The organism is Pseudomonas sp. P4_C1 (assembly GCF_056402155.1).
Map to the genome: position 1 here is coordinate 126,581 of NZ_JBFUHY010000001.1, position 23,401 is coordinate 149,981.

Consider the following 23,401-nt stretch of genomic DNA (forward strand, 5'->3'; position numbering starts at 1 on the left):
GACGTGACAAGTTGTCACGCCTAGTCTTAAAGCTGATCAAACCGTCGGTGATGCCATGAACACCAAGCGCCCAGCCTGCGCGGCGCCTGCCCTCGAAACGCCCGCGCCTGCCGCCAGCCAGACTTATAGTTACAGCAACCTTGAAGACACGGAATCGACCAGCACCGCGCTGGCCGAGGAAGTCGCGTTGGCGATTGCCTATAACGGCATCAGCCAGGCGGTCATGCTGGTGACACCCACGGATCTGGAAGACTTCATTGTCGGTTTCAGCCTGGGCAGCGGCATCATCGAGGACGCCACTGATATTTATGACCTGCAACTGACCGGCTCTGGCTCGGCGCAATACGCGCAAGTGACCATCGCCAACCGCGCCTTCTGGAACCTCAAGCAGCAGCGTCGGCAACTGGCCGGCACCAGCGGTTGCGGGCTGTGCGGCGTGGAAGCAGTGGAGCAGGCACTGCCCGAGCTCCAGGTATTGCCTGGCGCACCCTTGCCGCCTGCCGAATGGCTCGACGGCCTGCGTCAGCGCATCGGCGCGTTCCAGCCCCTTGGCCAGCACAGTGGTGCGGTACATGCCGCGGTGTTCATGAATGATCAGGGCGAGTTGCTGCTGGGCCGCGAAGACATCGGCCGGCACAACGCCCTCGACAAACTGATCGGCGGATTGATCCGCCAGAAGATCCCGACCGCTGGCGGGCTGGCGATTGTCACCAGCCGCTGCAGCCTCGAATTGATCCAGAAAGTCTTGCGCGCCGGCATCCAGACCCTGGTCAGCCTGTCGTCGCCCACGGGCCTTGCCGTGCAATGGGCCCGTCGCCACAACCTCAACCTCATCCATCTGCCACAGAAGAATGCGCCGCGGGTCTACAGCCCAACGTTGGAGAAACAAGCGTGAGTCAACACCGTCAAGCCGATCAGACACCTGTCCCTCGCTACAAGCCCTACAAAGGCCCGGCCGGTGGTTGGGGCGCACTGATCAGCGTCGCCCAGGCCTGGTTGACCAGCGATAACGCCTTGAAAAACCTGCGCATAATGCTCAAGACCAACCAGAACGGTGGCTTCGACTGCCCGGGTTGCGCTTGGGGCGACTCTCCGGAAAAGGGCATGGTGATGTTCTGCGAGAACGGCGCCAAAGCGGTGAACTGGGAGGCGACCAAACGCCGGGTCGATGCAAAGTTCTTCGCCAGACACAGCGTCACTTCGTTGCTGGAGCAGAGTGACTACTGGCTCGAATACCAGGGCCGCCTGACCGAGCCGATGAGCTACGACGCCGAAACCGACCGCTACAAGCCGATCAGCTGGGACGACGCGTTCGCGCTGATCGCCAAACACCTGAACGGCTTGTCGAGTCCGGATCAGGCCGAGTTCTACACCTCGGGCCGGGCCAGCAACGAAGCGGCCTATCTCTATCAGCTGTTCGTGCGCGCCTATGGCACCAACAACTTCCCTGACTGCTCGAACATGTGTCACGAGGCCAGCGGTGTCGCGTTGTCGCAAAGCGTCGGTGTCGGCAAAGGCACTGTGACCTTCGACGACTTCGAACACGCCGACGCGATTTTCGTCTGGGGCCAGAACCCCGGCACCAACCACCCACGGATGCTCGAGCCGCTGCGCGAAGCGGTGAAGCGCGGCGCTCAAGTGGTGTGCATCAACCCGCTCAAGGAGCGTGGCCTGGAACGTTTCCAGCACCCGCAGCATGCGATCGAAATGCTCACCAACGGCGACAAGCCAACCAACACCGCATTCTTCCGCCCGGCCCTTGGCGGCGACATGGCGATCATGCGTGGCATGGCGAAATTTCTCTTGCTGTGGGAACGCGACGCACAGAAAACCGGTGCTCCGGCGGTTTTCGACCACGACTTCCTCAATGAGCACAGCGCCAATGTGCTGGAGTACCTGGCGGCCATCGACGACACCCCGTGGGAGCAAATCGTCGAGCAGTCGGGCCTGACGCTGGTGGAGATCGAACAAGCGGCGCGCATGTACGCCAAGGGCAAGAACGTCATCATGTGCTGGGCCATGGGCATCACCCAGCACCGCCATTCGGTGGCGACCATCCAGGAAATCGCCAACCTGATGCTGCTGCGCGGCAACGTCGGCCGGCCCGGTGCCGGTCTATGTCCGGTGCGTGGTCACAGCAACGTGCAGGGCGACCGCACCATGGGCATCAACGAGTGTCCGCCAGTGGCGTTCCTCGATGCCTTGGAGCGTCGCTTCCAGTTCAAGGTGCCGCGCCACAACGGCCACAACGTGGTCGAGGCGATACATGCGATGGCTGAAGGCCGGGCGAAAGTCTTTATCGGTCTGGGCGGCAATTTCGCTCAAGCCACGCCGGACAGCCAACGCACGTTCCAGGCCCTGCAGAACTGCGACCTGACCGTGCAGATCAGCACCAAGCTCAACCGCAGCCATTTGACCCACGGCAAGGATGCGCTGATCCTGCCGTGCCTGGGCCGCACCGACATCGATATCCAGGCCGAAGGCCCGCAAGCGGTGACCGTCGAAGATTCGTTCAGCATGGTCCACGCCTCCAATGGTCAACTGCAGCCGCTGTCGAACCAGATGCGCTCGGAACCGGCGATCCTGGCCGGCATCGCCGCCGCGACCCTGGGCAGCCGCCCGGTGGACTGGAACTGGCTGGTGGCCGATTACCGTCGCATCCGTGAGCTGATCGCCGAGACCATTCCAGGCTTCAAGGGCTTCAATGAGAAGGTCAAGAATCCGGGCGGTTTCTACCTGGGCAACAGTGCCGGTGCGCGCAAGTGGAGCACTGCGTCGGGCCGGGCCAATTTCAAGCCAAACATCCTGCCCGAGGATCTGGTGCACGAACGCACCCGCGCCACCGGGGTGCTGCCGGATCTGATCATGCAATCGATGCGTTCCCACGATCAGTACAACACCACTATCTATGGTCTCAACGACCGTTATCGCGGCGTGAAGGGACAGCGTGACGTGTTGTTCGTCAACGAAGCCGACATCATCCGCCTGGGCTTCAAGCCGGGGCAGAAGGCGGACATCGTTTCACTCTGGGACGATGGTGTTGAGCGTCGGGTAAAAGGCTTCACGCTGCTGGCGTTTGATATCCCGGCCGGGCAAGCGGCGGCCTACTATCCGGAAGTGAACCCGTTGGTGCCGCTGGAAAGCACCGGCGATGGCAGCCATACGCCAACATCGAAGTTTGTGGCGATCCAGTTGAAAGCGGCGAGTGAGACCGGGTTGATCATGGCCAGGTCTGCGTAATGTAGTGGCTGATCTGGCGCCATCGCGAGCAAGCTCGCTCCCACATTTGATCTTCTGTGAGCACAGCATTTGTGTTCGACCAGGATCCATTGTGGGAGCGAGCTTGCTCGCGATGGCGTCGGAAGCTTCAACATACAGACCAGCACTGATGAAATACTTTTCAAGCGCCCACAAAAAAGGCCGTTGTCTCATGAAAACGGCCTTTGCGAAGTAGTAAAAGACCGGCAAAAAAACGTTAAGTTCCGCCCGAAAAACAGTAACTTGCAATATTGTATACAGGTCGTGTTATTCGTCGGATTTCGATTGTCACGCCCATTCCAGAGCCTCAGGATCGCGCCGTCATCCCCTTGAGGTTCCTCCATGAAGTTCTCCTCGATTCTCTTGTTGTCCCTTGGCCTGGTCAGCGGTATCGCGTCTGCTGGCGGCACCACCGAAGCCGGTGTAGGCGGCGCATTGGGCGGGGTTCTAGGCTCGGTCGTCGGTCAGTCGTTAGGCGGCAGTACAGGTTCCACCATCGGCGCGGCCCTGGGTGGCGCGGGTGGTAGCGCCGTCGGCGCAAACAAACACAGTCGTGGCGAAGCAGCCCTTGGCGGTGCGTTGGGCGCAGCAGGCGGTAACGTGGTCGGCCGCAGCATGGGCGGCACCACCGGCAGTCTGATCGGCGCCGCAGCAGGCGGCGGTGCCGGTGGCGCGCTGGGTAACCACATGGGCAAAGAGTACGATGATGAAGACGGCGGTCGTCGTTCCTATCGTGACTATGACGATCGTCGTTACTACCGTGGCGGCCACCGTCACCACGGCCATGCCTATGGCCACCGCAAGCATCGCTGGCACGACGACGACTAAGGCATCCATCGCCTCGCTATAACTGGTACATCAAAAATCGCAGCCCAAGGGCTGCGATTTTTTTCCTTACTGAACCGCCAGACGCTCCAGCGCCCCGCGCAACCCTGCAGGAATCGCCACGGGTTGATTCGACGCACGATCGACAAATACATGCACGAAGCGCCCCGCCGCGCAGGCTTCGTTTTCCCCTTGCTTGAACACGGCCAGTTCGTATTGCACCGAACTGTTGCCCAGCTTGCCCACCCGCAGACCGATCTCGATGCGGTCCGGGAAGGCAATGGAAGCAAAGTAATCACAGGCCGAGCTCACCACGAACCCCACCACTTCACCGTCATGGATATCCAGGCCGCCGACTTCGATCAGGTAGGTGTTCACTGCCGTATCGAAGAAGCTGTAATAGGTGACGTTGTTGACGTGACCGTAGGCGTCATTGTCGTGCCAGCGGGTGGTGATGGGTTGGAAGTGCGGGTAGTCGGTGCGTTGGGGCATTGGCGTTGATTCCTGAGTGGGTTCGCCAGTCTAAGGCGAAAACCGCGTTGTATTCATCGCGAGCAGGCTCGCTCCCACATTGGATCTCGACCAGACACACTAGCTGTCTTCAACGCCGATCACCTGTAGGAGCGAGCCTGCTCGCGAAGGCGCCCTCACAGGCGCCGCATCCATCACTTGTCAGCAAAGCCCTTGCCAGCCGCCGCGAGCTCGCCAATCACCCGTGCCGGTTGCCAGTGATCGCCCTGACGCGTCTCAAGGTCCATCAAGCGCCGATGAATGTCCGCCAGTCCCTGCTGATCCGCCCAGGCCATCGGCCCGCCCTTGTCCGCCGGGAATCCGTAACCATAGAGGTAGACCAGATCGATGTCGTGAGCCGATCCGGCGATGCCTTCCTGCAGGATCTTCGCGCCCTCGTTGACCAATGCCAGTAAACAGCGCTCCAGAATCTCCTCCGGGCCGATCTCGCGACGATGGAACCCCAGCCTTTCGCTGACTTCCAGCACCAGCGCATCCACCTGTGGATCGTGTTCGGCCTGGCGACTGCCCGGCTCATAGTGGTAATAGCCATTGCCACTCTTCTGGCCAAAACGCTCCATTTCGCACAGTCGGTTGTCCACCTGAACCTCCGGCGCATCCTGCCCGATACCGGACAGTTGCCGGGCGCGCCACTGCAGGTCGATGCCCACCACGTCGAACATGCGGAACGGCCCCATGGCGAAACCGAACCCTTGCAGCGCTGCGTCCACCTGGTAGGGATAAGCGCCTTCCAGCAGCATTTTGCGCGCTTCGAGCACGTAGGTATTGAGCATGCGGTTGCCAATGAAGCCGTCGCAATTGCCCGCCACCACACTGACCTTGCCCATGCGCTGGCCGAGCGCCAGTGCTGCGTCGAGAACTGCCGGTGCAGTCTGCGCGCCACGGACGATTTCCAGCAGCTTCATGATGTGCGCCGGACTGAAAAAGTGCAGGCCCAGGACCTGCTGCGGGCGACCCGTAACCGCAGCAATGGCGTCGATGTCCAGCGCAGAAGTATTGCTCGCCAGAATCGCTTCAGGTTTGAGCAGGCCATCGAGCTCGCGGAAGATTTTCTGCTTGAGCTCAAGGTTTTCGTACACCGCCTCGATGACCAGGTCGACATCGTGGATGGCCGTATAACCACCTGCCGCCGTAACGCGCGCGACACGGGCATCGGCTTCGCTCTGGTCAATGCGGCCCTGGCGCACATTGTGGGCATAGGTGTCCGCCACGGTGACCAGCGCCTGCTCCAGCATCTGCGGGTTATTGTCGAGCCACTGCACGGCCACTCCGGCATTGGCCAGGCACATGACAAGGCCACGGCCCATGGTGCCCGCACCGATGACGGCGGCGCGCTGAATATTCAACGGAGTCTGGCTCATGTTTTGTTCTCTTGTTGGCGATCCGAAGACAGCCATCACCATAGTCAGCCACTGGGTTTTTTTGAAATTTATTCCTGTGATGAGCAACATTCAGCGAATGGATGCAGCCCCTTTGAATACACCGCAAATCCCTGTGGGAGCGGGCTTGCCCGCGATGAGGTCGGCACATTCAACAGTGATGGTGACTGACAAATCGCCATCGTCGGAACGCCGCCCGGAGCAAGCTCGCTGCCACAGGGTTTTGGTTCAGCCGGCAAGATTCCGCTCGGCCCAACTGCGTACCTCGGCATACGGATAATCTTCCAGCGCCGCAAACCCCGAAATCGTCCTTGCCTTTAGCTTGGTGAACAGCGGCACACTGATCCCGCACAGAAACCGTGTCACGCGTTCAGCCGAGGGCACGTTGCCCATGTGCTGCTCGTGCCTGTGGATAAAATCGCCACACAGCGCCTCGAAATTCTTATCCACAAGCGCCGGCAACTCCGGTGGTGCGGGCAACCGCGCCACTTGCCCGTGACACACCGAACAATGCCCGCATCGCTGCGGGGCATGGTGGTCACCGAAATACTCGGCCAGGCGATAACCCAGGCATCGGTCGGTAGCGAACAGATCCAGCATCGCATGAATCCGCGCGACTTCGGTGTGCTCATGCCGAGTGAAATAGCCGTGCAGCTCCTCGCTCAACGCGACGTTGTCGAACCCGCTTTGCAGCACGCTGTAGACCTCGGTCATCTGCTTGCTTTCGAGCTCCACCCAGCCCTTCTCCTGGAAGTAATCCAGCGCCTTGACCACCCGACTGCGCTCGGCCTGGTGCTGCTCGTACAACGCCTCGAAATTCACCGTGGCCCAGGTCCGGGCACGGCTGGAAGTCTGGATGATCGCAGCGACAAAATCCCTGCGCTCGCCCTCGAAACGCGCCAATAGCGCCTCGGGCTCAAGCAAATACTTGAAACGGTACTCGGCGTAGTACGCGTAGCGCGGGGCGATCAACCCGCGCAATTCGAGTTGCACCAGCAAGGTCTTGAGCGGCAACTGGCGAATATTACTCTGATCGGCCAGCGGTCCCAGCAGAAACTCCCACTGGCCTTCGGGTGCTGCGGCATGCATCTCGTCAAGCACGCAACGGATGCCATCCAGCTCGGGCGTGTCGCCGTAGACGAAATTCTCCAGCACGTTGAGGCTGTCGCGGTTGGCCAACACCAGGCAGTCCGACGGCTGCCCGTCACGCCCGGCGCGGCCGATTTCCTGGCTGTAGTTTTCGATGGATTTTGGCAGGTCGAAATGCACCACGTTGCGGATGTCACTCTTGTCGATGCCCATGCCAAAGGCGATGGTGGCGACGATGCAATTGGACTGCCCGCCCATGAAGCGGCGCTGGATCGCTTCCCGTTGCTCATGGGGCAACCCGGCGTGATAAGCCTCGGCCTGAATGCCGTTGCGGTTCAGGTGTTCAGCGATGTGCTCGGCGGTTTTTTGCAAGGTGACATAGACGATGCCCGGCTGGTCCGGACGCTGGCTCATCCATTCGACCAGACGCCTGCGCTTGTCCGCTCCGCGAACAGGCTCCACCAGCAAATTCAGGTTCGGGCGATAGAAACCGGTGGTCACCACATCCTCGGCGGCGATGGCGAATTTCGCCTGCATGTCGACGATCACCTTGGGCGTCGCCGTTGCGGTCAGCAGCAGCACCTGCGGGATGTTGAACTGGCGTTGATAGTCGGGAAGCTTGAGGTAGTCCGGGCGAAAGTTATGACCCCATTCGGAAATGCAATGCGCCTCGTCCACCACCAGTAGCGAGATCGGCACCTGCTGCAGAAAATGCCGGAAGCGCTCGTTCTTCAGGCGCTCCACCGAGATCATCAGAATCTTCAACTCGCCGGACCTGGCACGGGCCATGACATCACTGGCGTCATCGCGGCTTTGGGCCGAATCGATACTGCCCGCCGAGATGCCGTGGCGCTGCAGGAACGCCAACTGATCCTGCATCAACGCCAGCAACGGCGAGACCACCAGCGTCAGGTGCGGCAGCAACAGCGCCGGCAATTGGTAGCAAAGGGATTTGCCGGAACCGGTGGGGAAAATCGCCGCCGCCGAACGCCCGGCCAGCACGGCACTGACGGCCGTCTCCTGACCGGGTCGAAATTGTGGATAACCGAAAACCTGTTCCAGGGTGTTGTGCATAAGCTGTCACTCCGTTGACCGCTGCAAAGCCAAAAGACTAGTCGGTGATCGCAGCGAATCGAGAAAAGGTCGGGGCATAAACGATACGGGATGATACAGCCTCAACACGCCCTGCTGACGCCACAGAATGAAACACACAGAGCACTTTGCCACCTGACGCACCGTCTCCCCCCACAGGTATGGTTCACCCCCACACCCGTAACGCTGCGCGAAGTCTTCATGACCACAGGAGGCCTGATGTGCGCGGCCCCTGTCGAAGGACCGATCATGTTTCAACGAACAGTTTTTCCATTTGCTCTGTTGCTGCCAGTGCCGCTGCTGCTCAGTGGATGTCTGACCACGCCCGAAAAGCCCGCAATCAAACCAGGCACATTCGAAACAGCCGAGTATCACGCTCAAAAGGGGTTGGCGGTCATCCAGGCATCACGCCTGTACGCACGTGGCGGCACCGGCCAAGGCGTACCAGTCGCATTGATTGACTCAGGCCTGAACGCCGAACTGCCAGAATTTCAAGGCAGGGTCCGCGACCCCGGTTTTGACTATGTCGAGAATCGTCCCGGCACCCATGATCGCGTTGGCCACGGCACTCAAATGGCCGGCATTCTGGCCGCCAACAAAGACGACCGGGGTATGCACGGCGTTGCGTTCAACGCTCAACTGATCCCCTACCGTTTCGGTGACGACAACGAACCCTTCTTCTTCGACAGTGAAATTTCCCGTTCCTGGCAAGCCGGGTTCGATCTCGGTGCGCGCATATTCAACAACTCGTGGGCCAATGCCATTCCAGCAACGGAAATCACCGAAGCACGTTACAAACAGGTCATGCCCGAGTCGCTGACGAGCGCGCGAAAACTGGTTCAGCAAGGCGCGGTATTTGTGTTTCCGACCGGTAATGAACTCAAACGAGAGCCTCTTGCAGAGCCGGGTTTACCCCTTGCCATCCCTGAGTTGGAAAAGGGCTGGATCGCCGTAGTTGCATTGAAAAACGATGGCAGTGCCATCAATGGCAAATCTAATTATTGTGGTGTCGCAGCGGCCTGGTGCATCGCCGTTCCTGGTGGGGACTCAGGCGCAGACCAGGGATTGCTGACCACTGGAAAGGACGGCAAATACGTCCAGACTGCCGGTACGTCCCCCGCCGCCGCATTGGTCAGTGGCGCGTTGGCGGCAGTCCAGAGCCTGTACCCCGAAATGAGTGCACAGCAAGTGCGCAACCACTTGCTTGAAACCGCAAACCGGACCGGTCTCTACGCCAACAGTGAAGCCTACGGCCGAGGATTGCTCGACCTTGATGCGGCGTCGCGACGTCCTCCCGCACCGGCAGTCGATTGAATCCGGCCCATCGAGCACCCTACATATTTTTCTGCGCAGCTTTGTAGGAATCATTTCCTGTAGAAGCATTCTTCGACAAACCCGGGGGGGGGCGTAGGAGCATTCCTCCCAAGGCAGTAAACGCCCTACAAAACCTGTCCATTGCGGCTGTATTGCTCTGCTTCGCCACACTCTTCATAGTTTTAGCGCGGCTGAAAATACAGTGGCGGCCTGCCGGAGTGACCTCCGATCTCTTACCGGACTGAGACATCAATGCCCTCGCTAAAGACATCTACCGAACGCTATCAGTCGCTTAAATCCAGCTACAGTGAAACCCCGGTGCTGGTCATCGATACCGAGGCCGACCCCTTCGAGATCCTCGACGCCGCCCGACAACGCATCCGCGCCGCCAGCGACCTGCTCGAAACCCTTTATTGCACGTGTTTCAAACAGGCCGAAGCGAGCGACATCCCCAAGATCGTCAGCGCCCTGTACCTGCTGACCCAGGACGGCAACGACATGCTCGACATCGCCCGGCAACGCTTGCCGAAACTCACCGGCTGAAGCACCACCATAATCCCCTGTAGGAGCATTCGCACCGCGGACATTTATGTTCTCGCAGTGCATTGCCATGGCGGCTGCGTGCGGGACGCCTTCGGGCGAGCCGGGAGTTCTACAGCACTAATTACACCAGGTAACGAATGAAGTTCCCGCCCCCACCTTTATCCCCTCCCGCCAACCCCCTACATTCACCTCCAACGCCTCTCCCATCATCCCGACGGGAAGGTCACTGGAGTTTCCCTCATGCCTTTCGTAACCGTACGCATCACCCGCGATGGCGTTACCACTGAGCAGAAAGCTCAGGTGATTGCCGAAATCACTGAAACACTGGAACGCGTCCTCAATAAACGCCCTGACCTGACCCACATCGTGATCGAGGAAGTCGACACCGATAACTGGGGTTACGCCGGCATCACCACCACCCAGTACCGCAAGCAACTGGCCGAGGCAGAGGGGAAGTCATGACGACCTCCGTCACCATCGATTTCATCTCCGATGTGGTGTGCCCCTGGTGCGCATTGGGGGCGACGGCGCTGGAGCAGGCGATCGAGAACGTGGCCGGGGAAGTCTCGGTCGAGCTGACCTACAAGCCGTTCGAGTTGAACCCGAACATGCCGGCCGAAGGTGAGCAAGCGGTCGAGCACCTGATGCGCAAGTACGGGAGAACAGCCGACGACATCGCCGCCGGCAAGGCCATGCAAATCGCTCGCGGCGAGGCCATCGGCTTCAAGTTCGATCTGGAGAAACGCACGCACTTCTACAACACCTTCGATGCGCACCGTTTGTTGCTGTGGGCGTTGCAGGAAGGCCGGCAAGTCGAGCTGAAGAAGGTGCTGCTTCGGGGCTATTTCAGCGAAGGCGAGAACCCGAGTGATCACCAGGCGCTGGTGCGTCTGGCGACTGAAGCGGGGCTGGATGGGGCAAATGCACAAGAGGTGCTGGCGTCCGGCGCGTTCGCCGATGAGGTGCGAGAGCTTGAAGCGTACTACCAGCAGCGCGGCATCAATTCGGTCCCGGCCATGGTACTGAACGGTCATCACCTGGTGTCCGGTTCGCAATCGGTCGAGTACTACGAACAGATGTTGAGACAAATGGCCAAGGCACCGGCCGAAGCCTGATTACAGATTTTCTACCCCACTTTTAATTGTCAGAGGTCTTCATCATGAGCAGTTCGAAAAAAGTCATCGTTATCACCGGCGCGTCCCAAGGTCTCGGCGACGGTATGGTCCAAGCCTTCCGTGAACTCGGTTACCGGATCGTCGCCACATCGCGCTCGATCAAGCCGTCCACCGATCCGGACATTCACACCGTGGCCGGTGACATCGGCGAGCCGGAAACCGCCCAGCGCGTCATCCGTGAAGCGATTTCCCGTTTCGGTCGCATCGACACCCTGGTCAACAACGCCGGGATCTTCATCGCCAAACCGTTCACCGCGTACACCGCAGAAGACTACGCCAATGTGTTGTCGGTGAACGTCAACGGCTTCTTCTACATCACCCAACTCGCCATCGCCGAGATGGAAAAGCAGGGCAGTGGCCACGTCGTCAACATCACCACCAGCCTGGTGGACCACGCCATCGACGGCGTGCCATCAGTGCTGGCTTCGCTGACCAAGGGCGGCCTCAACGCGGCAACCAAATCCCTGGCCATCGAATACGCCAAGCGCGGGATTCGGGTGAACGCCGTCAGCCCGGGCATCATCAAGACCCCGATGCACGGCGAAGAAACCCACGCAGCACTGGGCAATCTGCACCCGGTCGGGCACATGGGCGAGATCGATGATATTGCACAAGCGGTCGTGTATCTGGACGGCGCCAAGTTCGTTACCGGCGAAATCCTGCACGTGGACGGTGGTCAGAGCGCGGGACACTGAAAGCGCTTTTCCAACCCCCCGGAAACAATAAAGCCCCTGCATTTATGCAGGGGCTTTGTTTTGTATGGTGCGGCACCAGACGAACGGTATGTTTCAGGGAGGCTAGGTTTTCTGCGGGTCTGGAAGTCGGTGGAAAATTTGGCGTACCCCAACTAGTAACTATAAATAAATCAGCTAATTATGGTGTTCGGTGGAATCGAATCCGGGAATTTTGAGGTATCAGCACATTGTCGGCTGGCAAGTAAACAATTCAGAGCCGCATACGGAATGGTAAACATCCCCCGAAAATAAGTGGTCTGTCCCCAATTCCTGTCCCCAATTCCTTGCAGAAGGTGGTGTGGTACAAATCGTTGGTCCTGAAATCCGCCATGTTGACCATGCTGCCGATCAAGCGCCTGCTGTCGGACACTACCGGGGAAGTCATTACCGATACCGCCATGCGCGTGCCGTATGCCAGTAAGGAGGACGTCGCCGTCGGCGGCTTCCAACAGGTAATTACCTTGGGTTCGCTGCCTGATGCCAAACTGTGGGGGCCGACGGGGATCTCGGCCAGCGCTGAAATCATCAAGCATCCGGGCTTGTCGAGCTGCGGCTTCTATGTCGCCAATGCTCCGTTCTACAACAAGTTTTATTTCAGCGTGGCCGGCAGCGGACTCGCCACCATGGGTGGCGTCAATCACACCACCACCATTGGTGAAATATGGGACGTGGAGAGTGTGATCAGGATGACAGCGGTCACATAGTGAGGGCTTCGATACCCTGATAGTCTTCCGAATGGTCTCAAGCCCGCACGCAGCGGGCTTTTTGATTGCTACCTCCATTCAAATCAGGATAGCGAACACTAGAACCCTGAACACTTTGCCAATGGAACCGAAGGTCGGATAAAAATACAGTAGACGCCATATGGAGCTCTTATGTGTATAGATATTATGGAAAAAGTAGTTGGTTATTTTCAGTCAATACCGGATGTGGTCTGGTCCGGGATTGTAGCGTCAGTGCTGACTCTAAGTGGCGTTATATTATCCAATAGGAGTAACACAAATCGACTGAATATACAGCTGAAGCATGATGCATCGGAAAAGGCGAAAGAACGTATCGCTGGCATCAGGCGTGAAGTCTACCTGCGAGGAGTCGAGGAGGCTCATAAGGTAATGAGGCATTTTATTAATTTGCCAAATATAGACCTGGCGGAAACCAATACATCTGAAGAATTGCATGGATTTCAGTCGGCTTTATCTAAGGCGAAGCTCGTTGCAGAGCCAAAGACGGTTTCTTTGATAACGTCCCTTGAAGCCGAATGTTCGAAGATTTACATCGGATTGATGTTGGATGTTCAATTAATTCAAGATGCCCGAACATATATGTCAGGGTTTAATGAAAATATTGAACTCTTTGAGACTAAAGCCGAAAAAATATTGGCAGAGTTGAACGGTCAAAGAAACAGTCCAGATGCCGTCATGGAAAATTTAAAGTCGCTGATGGCGGGGTACGAGAAATGCTCCGAAATGATTGCTGGGCATAAGAAGCAAAGAGATATTAAAGAGCAAGAACAAGATCGCCTAGTCGCGGAGTTTAATAAAACAATTTATACAATATTGACACCCTTCGGGAAACTGATGGGAGAGCTTGAGATAGCGATGCGAGGTGAACTCGGACTTGCCACCGATGCAGTGGAATACCGTGCGCAGATGGAGCTTCAGCGTTTGGAAGCGGGCGCGTTGCTAGATAAGTCTCTTGCCCATATGCATGCATCGAATATAAAACCGGATAGAGAAGAAAAAAACGGATAAAAAAGCACTTATCCCCCTCCCGCCGATGGGCTTTGCGTCCTTTTTTTGTGCAAATCCGGATGTAGTGCAAACGAACCTATAGCGCAGACGGGCCATGGGGCTCCGCAGACGATCGGTCATTTCACAAAGTGCAAAGTTTTGAAAGGAAATGCAGCGCGGTTGCACAGCGACAGACTGGGAGGTCACGGAAGGAGTGGTGCTTGAAGCCCCGGATTCATTGGGTGAAAAATTTTAAAACGTGGGTTTCAGGGCGTTTTCAAAAAACGCGCACGATCTTTTTCAGGTGGTAATTGCCTGCGTGCGGGGAGAGGCAAATTCCTCTCCGGGCCATGTGTGGCAAGGGGGGAGGCTGATTACAGCGTTTCAGAGGGTTTCACGCCTCCTCAGAGTTATCCATTCCAAGGTGAACCAGGTTGTGCTTGTTCTGCAGGCGCGTGAATTCTGTGGTCACGAACGGGATGAGCACGCGGTTCAGCGCATCGCGCAACCTCACAGCCTGGTCTTCGTTCAGCTTCTTTACGGTCCCCGTCAGTGCACTGGCACACAACACATTGTCGGGATAAATGCCCAAGTCATCCATGGTGCCGTCGATGTAGCCCCGTAGGTATTCGCGGCGTTTGAACAGGATCGAACTTTCGGGTGCTTCCTGGTAATCCCAATGCACCTCCCAAGTCGCGCCGTTCTTGATGATTTCGATGATGGGGACTGCTGCTCGGGATGCTGTCTTACGCATGCTTATTCTCCTCGATCAGTGCGCGTCGGGGCATTTTGAAGGATAGCCTCGAGATGCCTCATTAATGTTTTTTTAGGCTGACCCCCAAATCCCTGTCAGACCATGGATATCTGTCAGCAAATGCTCTGGAGGCCCCGTATTTACTGGGTTTCAGATCTGAAGCTGAGGTTGGATGTTTGTGTCAGTTCTACCATTAGAAATAAAAAACCCTTATAAATCAGCGGCTTGAGAACTGAAGATCTGACAGTGTTGTTTTGTCAGGTTTTGACAGGTCACTGACACCTTTCTGACACTGACCAAAAGAGCTGAGAGACTTGAATTACAAGGGTTAGACAGTAGTTAGAATATTAATCTGACAAAACTGACAAGCTTTTGAGGGGGCAGCCCTAATTTTTTTGCGCTTCGCCTAAGGGGGTGGTTCGTAACACGCGTACACATAGCAACGGCTCGAAAAAACCGACCTCACACACCGCGATACTGACTGTCCTCATGCCCGCTTAAGTACCTGGTAGGTTCTACTCAAGAGTTTCTAAGTGAAGGCTCTTGGGGTACCTCCGCCTTGTCGACCATGAGCTGATAACCCACATGCCGAGAAAGCTGCCAACCCCGCCCATCAAGCCTTGGAAGAACGAGCTATCCTTCGTTAATTCCAGGAGAAATGTCGGACGAGGGCCGTAGACCGCTAACATAAAACCTGCGAAAGCCAGAACTACGGGAGAAAACACCACAGCCATTACGGTGGAGAGTGGTCCGCTTCTCTTTTTCTTTTGAGGCTTCGGGCGCGTGAATCGGCCAAAATTTCGAAAGCTCTGCGGAAGACCTCTCAAGGTGCCCTTGATACGAGGTTGACGATCGGTACTGGTATGCAGAATTTCCACCACAACCCCATCGTTTGCGTCGAGGAAATTGAAATTAAACTCTGCCTCGTTCATCTCTTTCCCTGGTGGGATAACGGTGAAATCGTTGACTGATCGAGTCGCCTTTAATACTGAAATGGACAGGATTTGCCCGTCGCTTCCTACATGGAAGCGAAGTGGGTCTTTGGCGACAATATCGGAACCCAACACCGTATTTTCGCCACTGTTCCAGAAAATCAAAACGGATTTTGTTAGGCGAGGAATGCTAATGCCGTCGTACTGAACGACTATTGCCGGCGGCAGAGCATCTGAGGCGCTGCCCAAAAGATGCTCACCAAGATGGACGTAGCCCAGGCTTGTACGCTTTCGGGTCCACAGGTAGCTAACTAGCGCGACAACGAGACCTACGATCCCAAGCAGCGTTCCCAGCCAGCTTTTTTCCATGAGACTCAGAACGTTATCAATCCACGACATGACCGTATCCCTACAGGTGATGGTGACGCGAAATACTGCTTGTTACGTGGCTTGTTACGTATTGCAGATAAACAAAAGGCCCGCATTTCTGCGAGCCTTCGTTTTGTATGGTGCCGGCACCAGGAATCGAACCCGGGACCTACTGATTACAAGTCAGTTGCTCTACCATCTGAGCTATACCGGCGTGTCAGGGCGACGATTATAGCGATTGGTTGGCTTCTGTAAACCCCTGAATTCTGACTATTTTTGTTCGGGCTTCAGGTCAGGCGCGCAGCAGGGTTTTCTTGAGTTTCTGAATGGCTTTCCAGGTTCGACTGTTTTGCATTGCGCGCAGCTGTGCTTCGGCCTGTTCGGCGCGTTGCAGGGCGGCGGCGAGTTGGTGTTCGGCGTCGCTGACGGGGTGGCTGAAGTTGTGGCCTTTGCAGAACTGGAACTCGTCCAGGTTGCACGGCGGGATGTCGAAGGCGGGTTTGAGGTTCAGGTGTTCTTCGGCGAGGTAGTAGGTGTTGATGCCGTCGAACAGGATGGATTGGTAGCCGGCGTCGGTGACGAGGTTTTCCCAGGTCTGGTCGCGGGCCCAGGGGGTTTCGATGAGGATTACCCATGGTCGCCATTGGCTGAAGTCCATGCCGCGCAGGACGGTTTCTTCGTGGCCTTCGACATCGATTTTGAGGAAGTGAATGGCGCGGCCCCGGGCGTGTTCTTCGCAGATGGAGGTCAGGGTGCGGGACTTGATCGTTTGGCTGCGCACGTCCATGCCGGCGTCTTTGTGCATTTTGGCCATGGCCGGGTCGAGGGTCGAGAGGCCGGTGCCGGCGATGCCGTAGAAGGTCAGGTCGTCAGCACTTTCCCCAGCCGCGCACTGCAGGTTGGTGTCTTTGGGACGTTGCTGGCAAAGGGCTTCGTAGTAGTTGGGCATCGGTTCGACGTTGATGCCGGTCCAGCCGCGGTCGTAGAACGCCTTGGTGACCGAGTCATGGGTGGGATGGTTCGCCCCCACGTCGATGTAGAAGCCGTTCTCGACAGTCTTGAGGGCGCGCCACAGGCGTATGTCTTCGAAATTCTGTGCGTAGGAAATGAAAGTCACTGGCGCATCCTGTCGGAAGAATGTTCTTGTTCGTGGCCGCGCATGCTGGCGCTCTGGCGTTTGTGTATATCAAGAGAAGTGCAGCGGTGCAATTTCCCCTGTCAGCGGTCCGGGATTAGGCATTTATGTCGTTTTCATTAAATGCTTATGCACAATGCCATCGGCAGCGCACTGGGTTTAGGTCGAATTTGTGGATCCGTTCTCATTTGTCCGCAAATACTTGTTTTTTCGATTTTTTATCCGTGTGTACAAAAAATGAACAGTATGGTTTAAGCCCTGAAACAGGCGTGGATATTGGATCCGTGATAATTCCATCAACAGAGTTATCCACAGGTCGGATGTGTTTAAGCGCGTTCGGCCAGGAGCAGGAAATTACGCGGCGTGAGCGGGGTGTCGCAGAAGGTGCCGACGCGCACGCTGTAACCCTGTTCGGCGAGGAAAAGTGCCCGGTCAAGGACCAGCCAAAGTTCCAGCGGGCGTCGAAAAAGTCCGCGCAGTAGTTCAAGGTTGCGCACTTCGGCCAGTCGCTGCCAACCGGCGGCTTCGAGACCTGGCCAATCTTGCGGGCCGATTGTGGATAACTCTTTAAGTGCCGCCAGGTGATGGCAGTAATCGGCGAAGGGTTTGTCCAGCCAGGCGCTGGGCAGGGAAGGGGTTGGCAGGTACTCGTCCATGCCGCGCAGTTGCCGTTGCAGCAAGTCGAAGCCCAGGCGCCGGGCCATGGAGGTGTCGCGTTGACGTCGCACGCGGGCACCGGCGGTAACGGTTTCGCTCATGGGCAATGCGAGGTCGTCGAGGGAAAGCTGTAAGCCGGAGCCTTTGGCGGCCGAGGAAATTGGCGAGTATTTGGCAAGACCGATCCGGTTGTAGCAGCACGGCGCAATGGCGATTTGTTTGCAGCCTGTTGCGCTGGCAAGTTGAATCAGTCGCACATGCAAATCACCGCAGGCGTGAAGCGCGACGGGCGTGTGATACGCACTCAGTAAAGAAGCTGCGTCTGCCGCGAGCACATCCTGTTCAATATGCAGTGCGTGCAGGTGATGACGTTGGCTGAGTGCCTGGCCGCTGGTGACCAGTGCCGGGTCGTATTCCAGGCATGTCAGTTGTTGCCCCGGTTGTAGCAGACGGCGCCCCAAGTGTCCTTTGCCCGAGCACCAGTCCAGCCAGTGCCGCGGTGCTTCGGAAAACTGCAATCGACTGGCGAAGGCTTCGATCTGCTGCCATTTGCGCCCCGGCACATCGACGTTCAACCGATGGCCGGCCGCTTCGAGTGTGCGTGCGGGCAATTCATCCACCGCACTCAAGGCAACGGACACCCTTGCCAGGCAAGCAAAGGGTTCCGGTGCATCTAGAAGGGCGGGTTGATTGTGAGCGATTTCCGCGTCTTCCAGCGTTCGTTCACGTAACCATGAGGCCAAGGCAGGGTAGGACGCTTCCCAGGGTAGCTGCAGATGAGTGAACGGGCGAGGTTTCCACAGGCCCTGATGCTCTGTCAGAAAAGCATCCAGCGCGGTGAAGCGGGCGAGCAGGACCTCGCCCGTCAACACGCCGGTATCAACGCCCTTGGCAGGCATCGACGCGCAGCCAGCGCTCCAGCAGCTTGAAGCCGCGCACCAGCACATAGGCCATCACCAGGTAGAACATGCCGGCGGCGAAGAAGATCTCCACCGGCAGGTAGGTCCGGGCAATGATGGTGCGGGCCATGCCAGTCAGTTCCAGCAAGGTCACGGTGCTGGCCAGGGCGCTGGCCTTGAGCATCAGGATCACTTCGTTGCTGTAGGCCGGCAGGCCGATGCGCGCGGCACGCGGCAGGATGATGTAGAGCAGCGCTTTGGGTTTGGACATACCCAGTGCCCGTGCCGCTTCGATCTCGCCCGGTGGAATGGCCTGAATGGCGCCGCGCAGGATCTCGGCGATGTAGGCCGCTGTGTGCAGGGTCATGGTCGCCGTGGCGCACCAGAACGGATCGCGCAGGTACGGCCACATCGAGCTGTTTCGAATCGCGTCGAACTGCGCCAGGCCGTAGTAGACCAGGAACAGCTGAACCAGCAACGGCGTACCACGGAAAAAGAAGATGTAGCCGTAGGGAAATGCCCGCACCCACCACAGGCGCGACGAGCGGGCGATGCCCAGTGGAATGGCCAGCAGTAAACCGGCGATCACGGCGATGGCCACCAGTTCCAGGGTCAGGGTCGCGCCCTGGGCCAGTCTCGGCAGCCACTTGATGATGACTTCCCAGTTCATTGGGTGCTCCTCGCGAAGCCGCGAGCGGCGCGTTTTTCCAGGAAGTGCATGCCGGTCATCGCCAGAACCGTCAGGCCCAGGTACATGAACGCGGCCACCATAAAGAAGGTGAACGGCTGTTTGGATACGGTCACGCCGATTTGCGCATGACGCATGATTTCTTCCAGGCCGATCACCGACACCAGCGCGGTGTCTTTCATCAGGATCATGAACAGGTTGCCAAGGCCCGGCAGGGCGATGCGCCACATCTGCGGCATGATCAACCTGGTGAAGATGCGCCACTTCGACAGGCTCAGGGCCACGCCGGCTTCACGATGGCCTTTGGGGATGGCGAGGATCGCGCCGCGAAACACTTCCGTGGCGTAGGCGCCGAAGCACAGGCCCAGCGCAATCACGCCGGCGGCGAAGGCGTTGAGTTCGAGGTCGGGGTTGCCGAAGAACTCGCCCAGGGCGCGCATCAGGTTGACCGTGCCGAAGTAGATCAACAGCACCCAGAGCAATTCAGGGATGCCGCGAACCAGGGTCGAATAAGTGCCGCCAAGCCATTGCAGCGGCTTGTACGGGGAAGTCTTGGCCAAGGCGCCGAGCAGACCGAGTACCAGCCCCAGGCACAGGGCCGAGAGTGCCAGTTTCACAGTCATCAGCGCGCCAGCGGCGAGCGCCGGGCCGAATCCGTAGAGGTCGATAATCATGGATTTCTTTTCAAATCGCGGCAGGCAAGGCCGAGAACCGGCGCCATCAGGCGCCGGTCTGGCAGGTCAGTATCAATAGATGCTGAACGGGAAGTACTTGTCGTTGATCTTCTTGTAGGTGCCATCAGCGACGATTTCTTTGAGCGCGCTGTTCAGCTTCTCGCGGATCGGGTCCTTCTTGCGCACGGCAATACCGATCTTGTCGCTTTCTTCCACCGGGTCGCCCTTGAACTCGTAGGCACGGCCAGCGTCGCTTTTCAGCCACTCGTAGTTGACGTACTTGTCGGCCAGGATGGCGTCCAGGCGGCCGGAAGTCAGGTCGAGATAGGCGTTTTCCTGGGTGTCGTAGAGTTTGATTTCAACGCCCGGCATGTTGTCTTCCATGAAGGTGCCTGCCAGGGTCGAACGCTGGGCGCCGATCACCTTGCCTTTCAAGGAGTCCTTGTCAGTTTTGAAGTCGACGTCTTTCTTGGCGACGAACTGCAGCTTGTTGGAGTAGTACGGGTCGGTGAAGTCCACCGCTTGCTTGCGCTCATCGGTGATCGACATCGAGGAGATCAGGAAGTCGAACTTCTTGGCGTTCAGGGCCGGGATGATGCCGTCCCAGTCGGAGGTCACGACAGTGCACTCGACTTTCATCTTGGCGCACAGGGCGTCGCCGATCTCTTTGTCGAAGCCGACGACATTGCCACTGGCATCTTTATTGTTGAACGGCGGGTAAGCCGCTTCGATGCCCATCTTCAGGGTTTCGGCCATGGCACCGGCGCTGAACGCCAGGGTGACGGCGGCAGCCAGGAAGACCTTTTTGCAGTTCTGCATGTGGATAGCTCCGTTAGCGGTTGCTGGACATGAATTGTTTGCAGCGTGCCGAAAGCGGGTTTTCAAACACCTGCTGTGGCGATCCTTGCTCTTCTACCAGGCCCTGGTGGAGGAACACCACTTCGCTGGAGACCTGACGGGCGAAGCCCATTTCGTGGGTCACGAGCAGCATGGTGCGGCCTTCTTCGGCCAGCGCGCGGATGACATTAAGTACTTCCTGGACCATTTCCGGGTCAAGCGCGGAGGTCGGCTCGTCGAACAGGATGACCTTGGGCTGCATGGCCAGGGTGCGGGCGATGGCCGCGCGTTGTTGCTGGCCACCGGACAGTTGCGCCGGGTAGGCATGGCGTTTGTCGGCGATGCCGACCTTGGCCAGCAGGGCTTCGGCGACTTCGATGGCTTCGGCCTTGCTCTGGCCGAGTACGCGGCGCGGAGCTTCGATGATGTTGTCGAGCACGCTCATGTGCGGCCACAGGTTAAAGTTTTGAAACACAAAACCGATTTCGCTGCGCAGGCGATTGATCTGCTTGCCGTCGGCGGCCACCAGTTCACCGTTCTTCGCGGCCTTGAGCTTGAGTTCTTCGCCGGCGACCAGGATCTGGCCCTGGTGCGGGTTTTCCAGCAGGTTGATGCACCGCAGGAACGTGGACTTGCCGGAGCCGGAGGAACCCAGGATCGAGATCACATCGCCGTCGCGGGCGGTCAGCGAGATGCCTTTGAGCACCTCCAGCGAACCGTAGCGTTTGTGCAAGTTGCGGATTTCAAGCGCGGGCGTGGCCTCAGCCATGTGCGTTCCTCATATATGTTGCGCTCCTGCTGTTGGCGGCCTTCCTGGCGAGGCGGCCAACCTAGCATAGCGTTTCAATGGCAGCCAACAGCGCTACGGACGGTAAACGGCTGGTGTGTGGCAGGTTGTCGCATCGGCGCAGCAGACTGTCGCCCCATCAACAACCGAACAGTCGTTTGAACCTTGCCTGTCGGTAAAAAGCGCGGTGGCTGCCGCAAAAAAAGGCGCGATGTTGCCAGCTTTGACAGGGTGTTGGAAGCGCTATCCGGCCAAATGCACCGCTTGTGCACTTTTAATGTGCGCGGAGCCATTTTCAGGTGTGTTTCCGGTGCGCTGATTCACCACACAACGTGGGTCGCAGGGTAACGCTCTGGCGAAGTGCCATTAAATTCAATGGGTTGCGATGATCGTCCGGTCTAGACGAGATCGCCGGGCTAGAGGGTTATGAAATATTTTGGCGCAATTATTGCGTGCAGAATACAGAACGCCCCGTTGGCTTCTTTTTACGAGAAAGATCGCCGAACGGGATGCACGCATTCGCTTCTCCTTACAAAGGTAGTTTTAATGAGCAGTATCCAAAGCTCTAATGGCCTCGAACAGGGGCTCAAACCGCGCCACGTGACCATGCTGTCGATTGCCGGGGTTATCGGCGCCGGCCTGTTCGTTGGCTCGGGTCACGCCATCGCCGCTGCAGGTCCGGCTGTTCTGTTGGCTTACGCCGCCGCCGGTATGTTGGTGGTGTTGGTGATGCGCATGCTCGGCGAAATGGCCGTTGCCTCGCCGGACACCGGCTCGTTTTCGACTTACGCCGACCGCGCGATCGGTCACTGGGCCGGTTTCACCATCGGCTGGTTGTACTGGTGGTTCTGGGTGCTCGTCATCCCGTTGGAGGCCAACGCCGCCGCGACCATCCTGCATGCCTGGTTCCCTGGTGTGGACATCTGGGCCTTCGCTCTGGTCATCACGATGCTGCTGACCGTGACCAACCTCTTCAGTGTAAAGAACTACGGTGAGTTCGAGTTCTGGTTTGCCCTGATCAAAGTGTTGGCCATCATCGGTTTCATTGTTCTGGGCCTCATGGCGATCTTCGGCTTCCTGCCGGGCAGCCAGGTCAGCGGCGTTTCCCATCTGTTCGACACCCAGGGCTTCCTGCCAAACGGCATGGGCGCAGTGTTGGGCGCGATCCTGACCACCATGTTCTCCTTCATGGGCACCGAGATCGTGACCATCGCGGCCGCGGAATCGAAAGATCCGGGCAAGCAAATCTCCAAGGCCACCAACTCGGTGATCTGGCGGATCGGCTTGTTCTACCTCGTGTCGATCTTCATCGTCGTTGCCCTGGTGCCATGGAACGACCCGATTCTGGCCAGCCTCGGTTCCTACCAGACTGTGCTTGAACGCATGGGCATCCCGAATGCCAAGATCATCGTCGACATCGTGGTGTTGGTCGCCGTGACCAGCTGCCTGAACTCGGCGCTCTACACCTCGTCGCGGATGTTGTTCTCCCTGGGCAAGCGCGGCGATGCGCCGGCGATGTCCACCCGTACCAACAAAAGTGGTACGCCTTACTGGGCGGTGATGCTGTCCACTGGTGCCGCGTTCCTGGCAACATTCGCCAACTACGTAGCCCCGGCTGCGGTGTTCGAATTCCTGCTGGCCAGCTCCGGCGCCATCGCATTGCTGGTGTACCTGGTGATTGCGATTTCGCAACTGCGCATGCGTAAGCAGCGTATAGCGCGCGGGGAGAAAATCGCCTTCAGCATGTGGCTGTTCCCGGGCCTGACCTACGCGGTGATCGTCTTCATCGTTGCGGCCCTGACCATCATGCTGTTCCAGGATGCCCATCGTGTGGAAATTCTCGCGACCGGCTTGCTCAGTGCCCTGGTAGTAGCGACCGGCTTGCTGGTGGCGCGCCGTCGCAAACTGGAACAGCGTGGCGCGGTGGTGCTGAACTGATCCATACCGCGTAACGCAAAACGGCCGCTGTCAGTGATGACGAGCGGCCGTTTTTGTTTGA

The 23,401-nt window shown here is 58.0% G+C and carries 22 protein-coding genes and 1 tRNA gene; 11 read left to right on the forward strand and 12 right to left on the reverse strand.

The window, feature by feature from the left end:
- Positions 1-55 precede the first annotated feature (55 nt).
- The 3 genes from fdhD (at position 56) to AC1DU9_RS00570 (ending at position 4,086) form a co-directional block, all read left to right on the forward strand.
- The gene (fdhD, locus tag AC1DU9_RS00560) at positions 56-895 is read left to right on the forward strand and encodes a formate dehydrogenase accessory sulfurtransferase FdhD (RefSeq protein ID WP_218429609.1); all 840 of its coding nucleotides are present in this window, start codon (positions 56-58) and stop codon (positions 893-895) included.
- Positions 892-3,240, forward strand: a complete 2,349-nt coding sequence (locus tag AC1DU9_RS00565) for an FdhF/YdeP family oxidoreductase (protein WP_477809624.1) — start codon at positions 892-894, stop codon at positions 3,238-3,240. Before fdhD ends, AC1DU9_RS00565 begins: the two co-directional genes overlap by 4 nt.
- 360 nt (positions 3,241-3,600) lie before the next feature.
- Positions 3,601-4,086 carry a glycine zipper domain-containing protein gene (locus tag AC1DU9_RS00570; RefSeq protein WP_223462744.1) on the forward strand — a complete coding sequence of 162 codons (486 nt, stop codon included), beginning with the start codon at positions 3,601-3,603 and terminating at the stop codon, positions 4,084-4,086.
- A 66-nt stretch (positions 4,087-4,152) separates the two neighbouring features.
- Here AC1DU9_RS00570 and AC1DU9_RS00575 read toward each other — a convergent pair whose 3' ends face one another.
- The 3 genes from AC1DU9_RS00575 to AC1DU9_RS00585 form a co-directional block, all read right to left on the reverse strand.
- Positions 4,153-4,575 carry an acyl-CoA thioesterase gene (locus AC1DU9_RS00575; protein ID WP_477809625.1) on the reverse strand — a complete coding sequence of 141 codons (423 nt, stop codon included), beginning with the start codon at positions 4,573-4,575 and terminating at the stop codon, positions 4,153-4,155.
- Between the two features lie 173 nt (positions 4,576-4,748).
- On the reverse strand, positions 4,749-5,975 hold the full coding sequence (locus AC1DU9_RS00580; RefSeq protein ID WP_477809626.1) for a 3-hydroxyacyl-CoA dehydrogenase: 1,227 nt from the start codon (positions 5,973-5,975) through the stop codon (positions 4,749-4,751).
- 246 nt (positions 5,976-6,221) lie between these two features.
- Entirely contained in the window at positions 6,222-8,156 is a 1,935-nt protein-coding gene (locus AC1DU9_RS00585) for a RecQ family ATP-dependent DNA helicase (RefSeq protein ID WP_477809627.1), read from the reverse strand.
- A gap of 267 nt (positions 8,157-8,423) precedes the next feature.
- On the opposite strand from AC1DU9_RS00585, the gene AC1DU9_RS00590 reads away from it, so the two are divergent.
- The 7 genes from AC1DU9_RS00590 to AC1DU9_RS00620 all read left to right on the forward strand — a co-directional run bounded on the left by AC1DU9_RS00590 (position 8,424) and on the right by AC1DU9_RS00620 (position 13,691).
- Positions 8,424-9,488: a S8 family peptidase gene (locus AC1DU9_RS00590; protein WP_477809656.1), complete on the forward strand. Its 1,065-nt coding sequence runs from the start codon at positions 8,424-8,426 to the stop codon at positions 9,486-9,488.
- A gap of 252 nt (positions 9,489-9,740) precedes the next feature.
- Positions 9,741-10,031, forward strand: coding sequence for a hypothetical protein (locus tag AC1DU9_RS00595; RefSeq protein ID WP_223462748.1), 291 nt, complete (start codon positions 9,741-9,743; stop codon positions 10,029-10,031).
- A 240-nt stretch (positions 10,032-10,271) separates the two neighbouring features.
- Entirely contained in the window at positions 10,272-10,493 is a 222-nt protein-coding gene (locus AC1DU9_RS00600) for a tautomerase family protein (RefSeq protein ID WP_007972813.1), read from the forward strand.
- The gene (locus AC1DU9_RS00605; protein ID WP_477809628.1) at positions 10,490-11,146 is read left to right on the forward strand and encodes a DsbA family oxidoreductase; all 657 of its coding nucleotides are present in this window, start codon (positions 10,490-10,492) and stop codon (positions 11,144-11,146) included. The genes AC1DU9_RS00600 and AC1DU9_RS00605 overlap by 4 nt, the downstream gene beginning before the upstream one ends.
- A 44-nt stretch (positions 11,147-11,190) precedes the next feature.
- The gene (locus AC1DU9_RS00610) at positions 11,191-11,901 is read left to right on the forward strand and encodes an SDR family NAD(P)-dependent oxidoreductase (protein ID WP_477809629.1); all 711 of its coding nucleotides are present in this window, start codon (positions 11,191-11,193) and stop codon (positions 11,899-11,901) included.
- A 368-nt stretch (positions 11,902-12,269) separates the two neighbouring features.
- Positions 12,270-12,644 (forward strand): hypothetical protein, encoded by a 375-nt coding sequence (locus tag AC1DU9_RS00615; RefSeq protein WP_477809630.1) that lies wholly within the window; start codon positions 12,270-12,272, stop codon positions 12,642-12,644.
- A 171-nt stretch (positions 12,645-12,815) separates the two neighbouring features.
- On the forward strand, positions 12,816-13,691 hold the full coding sequence (locus AC1DU9_RS00620; RefSeq protein ID WP_477809631.1) for a hypothetical protein: 876 nt from the start codon (positions 12,816-12,818) through the stop codon (positions 13,689-13,691).
- Between the two features lie 373 nt (positions 13,692-14,064).
- Here the strand turns inward: AC1DU9_RS00620 and AC1DU9_RS00625 are convergent, their stop codons facing one another.
- The 9 genes from AC1DU9_RS00625 to AC1DU9_RS00665 form a co-directional block, all read right to left on the reverse strand.
- On the reverse strand, positions 14,065-14,424 hold the full coding sequence (locus AC1DU9_RS00625; RefSeq protein ID WP_477809632.1) for a hypothetical protein: 360 nt from the start codon (positions 14,422-14,424) through the stop codon (positions 14,065-14,067).
- A 515-nt stretch (positions 14,425-14,939) separates the two neighbouring features.
- On the reverse strand, positions 14,940-15,755 hold the full coding sequence (locus tag AC1DU9_RS00630; RefSeq protein WP_477809633.1) for a hypothetical protein: 816 nt from the start codon (positions 15,753-15,755) through the stop codon (positions 14,940-14,942).
- A gap of 108 nt (positions 15,756-15,863) precedes the next feature.
- Positions 15,864-15,939 (reverse strand) — tRNA-Thr (locus tag AC1DU9_RS00635).
- 78 nt (positions 15,940-16,017) lie between these two features.
- Positions 16,018-16,842, reverse strand: coding sequence for an FkbM family methyltransferase (locus AC1DU9_RS00640; RefSeq protein WP_457265700.1), 825 nt, complete (start codon positions 16,840-16,842; stop codon positions 16,018-16,020).
- A gap of 344 nt (positions 16,843-17,186) precedes the next feature.
- On the reverse strand, positions 17,187-18,416 hold the full coding sequence (locus tag AC1DU9_RS00645; protein WP_477809634.1) for a methyltransferase: 1,230 nt from the start codon (positions 18,414-18,416) through the stop codon (positions 17,187-17,189).
- A complete protein-coding gene (locus AC1DU9_RS00650) occupies positions 18,397-19,086 on the reverse strand; it encodes an ABC transporter permease (RefSeq protein ID WP_223457877.1) in 690 nt (229 codons plus the stop codon). Before AC1DU9_RS00650 ends, AC1DU9_RS00645 begins: the two co-directional genes overlap by 20 nt.
- Positions 19,083-19,778 (reverse strand): ABC transporter permease, encoded by a 696-nt coding sequence (locus tag AC1DU9_RS00655; protein ID WP_477809635.1) that lies wholly within the window; start codon positions 19,776-19,778, stop codon positions 19,083-19,085. The genes AC1DU9_RS00650 and AC1DU9_RS00655 overlap by 4 nt, the downstream gene beginning before the upstream one ends.
- 72 nt (positions 19,779-19,850) lie before the next feature.
- A complete protein-coding gene (locus AC1DU9_RS00660; RefSeq protein WP_223457875.1) occupies positions 19,851-20,597 on the reverse strand; it encodes an ABC transporter substrate-binding protein in 747 nt (248 codons plus the stop codon).
- A gap of 13 nt (positions 20,598-20,610) precedes the next feature.
- Positions 20,611-21,384, reverse strand: coding sequence for an ABC transporter ATP-binding protein (locus AC1DU9_RS00665; RefSeq protein WP_007972784.1), 774 nt, complete (start codon positions 21,382-21,384; stop codon positions 20,611-20,613).
- 564 nt (positions 21,385-21,948) lie between these two features.
- Here AC1DU9_RS00665 and gabP point away from each other — a divergent pair.
- A complete protein-coding gene (gene gabP / locus AC1DU9_RS00670; RefSeq protein ID WP_457265697.1) occupies positions 21,949-23,340 on the forward strand; it encodes a GABA permease in 1,392 nt (463 codons plus the stop codon).
- Positions 23,341-23,401: the final 61 nt, after the last annotated feature.

Coding starts and splice junctions, on each gene's coding strand:
- fdhD (WP_218429609.1), top strand. CDS start 56: ATGAACACCAAGCGCCCAGCCTGCGCGGCGCCTGCCCTCGAAACGCCC.
- AC1DU9_RS00570 (WP_223462744.1), top strand. CDS start 3,601: ATGAAGTTCTCCTCGATTCTCTTGTTGTCCCTTGGCCTGGTCAGCGGT.
- AC1DU9_RS00575 (WP_477809625.1), bottom strand. CDS start 4,575: ATGCCCCAACGCACCGACTACCCGCACTTCCAACCCATCACCACCCGC.
- AC1DU9_RS00580 (WP_477809626.1), bottom strand. CDS start 5,975: ATGAGCCAGACTCCGTTGAATATTCAGCGCGCCGCCGTCATCGGTGCG.
- AC1DU9_RS00585 (WP_477809627.1), bottom strand. CDS start 8,156: ATGCACAACACCCTGGAACAGGTTTTCGGTTATCCACAATTTCGACCC.
- AC1DU9_RS00590 (WP_477809656.1), top strand. CDS start 8,424: ATGTTTCAACGAACAGTTTTTCCATTTGCTCTGTTGCTGCCAGTGCCG.
- AC1DU9_RS00595 (WP_223462748.1), top strand. CDS start 9,741: ATGCCCTCGCTAAAGACATCTACCGAACGCTATCAGTCGCTTAAATCC.
- AC1DU9_RS00600 (WP_007972813.1), top strand. CDS start 10,272: ATGCCTTTCGTAACCGTACGCATCACCCGCGATGGCGTTACCACTGAG.
- AC1DU9_RS00605 (WP_477809628.1), top strand. CDS start 10,490: ATGACGACCTCCGTCACCATCGATTTCATCTCCGATGTGGTGTGCCCC.
- AC1DU9_RS00610 (WP_477809629.1), top strand. CDS start 11,191: ATGAGCAGTTCGAAAAAAGTCATCGTTATCACCGGCGCGTCCCAAGGT.
- AC1DU9_RS00615 (WP_477809630.1), top strand. CDS start 12,270: ATGTTGACCATGCTGCCGATCAAGCGCCTGCTGTCGGACACTACCGGG.
- AC1DU9_RS00620 (WP_477809631.1), top strand. CDS start 12,816: ATGTGTATAGATATTATGGAAAAAGTAGTTGGTTATTTTCAGTCAATA.
- AC1DU9_RS00625 (WP_477809632.1), bottom strand. CDS start 14,424: ATGCGTAAGACAGCATCCCGAGCAGCAGTCCCCATCATCGAAATCATC.
- AC1DU9_RS00630 (WP_477809633.1), bottom strand. CDS start 15,755: ATGTCGTGGATTGATAACGTTCTGAGTCTCATGGAAAAAAGCTGGCTG.
- AC1DU9_RS00645 (WP_477809634.1), bottom strand. CDS start 18,416: ATGCCTGCCAAGGGCGTTGATACCGGCGTGTTGACGGGCGAGGTCCTG.
- AC1DU9_RS00650 (WP_223457877.1), bottom strand. CDS start 19,086: ATGAACTGGGAAGTCATCATCAAGTGGCTGCCGAGACTGGCCCAGGGC.
- AC1DU9_RS00655 (WP_477809635.1), bottom strand. CDS start 19,778: ATGATTATCGACCTCTACGGATTCGGCCCGGCGCTCGCCGCTGGCGCG.
- AC1DU9_RS00660 (WP_223457875.1), bottom strand. CDS start 20,597: ATGCAGAACTGCAAAAAGGTCTTCCTGGCTGCCGCCGTCACCCTGGCG.
- AC1DU9_RS00665 (WP_007972784.1), bottom strand. CDS start 21,384: ATGGCTGAGGCCACGCCCGCGCTTGAAATCCGCAACTTGCACAAACGC.
- gabP (WP_457265697.1), top strand. CDS start 21,949: ATGAGCAGTATCCAAAGCTCTAATGGCCTCGAACAGGGGCTCAAACCG.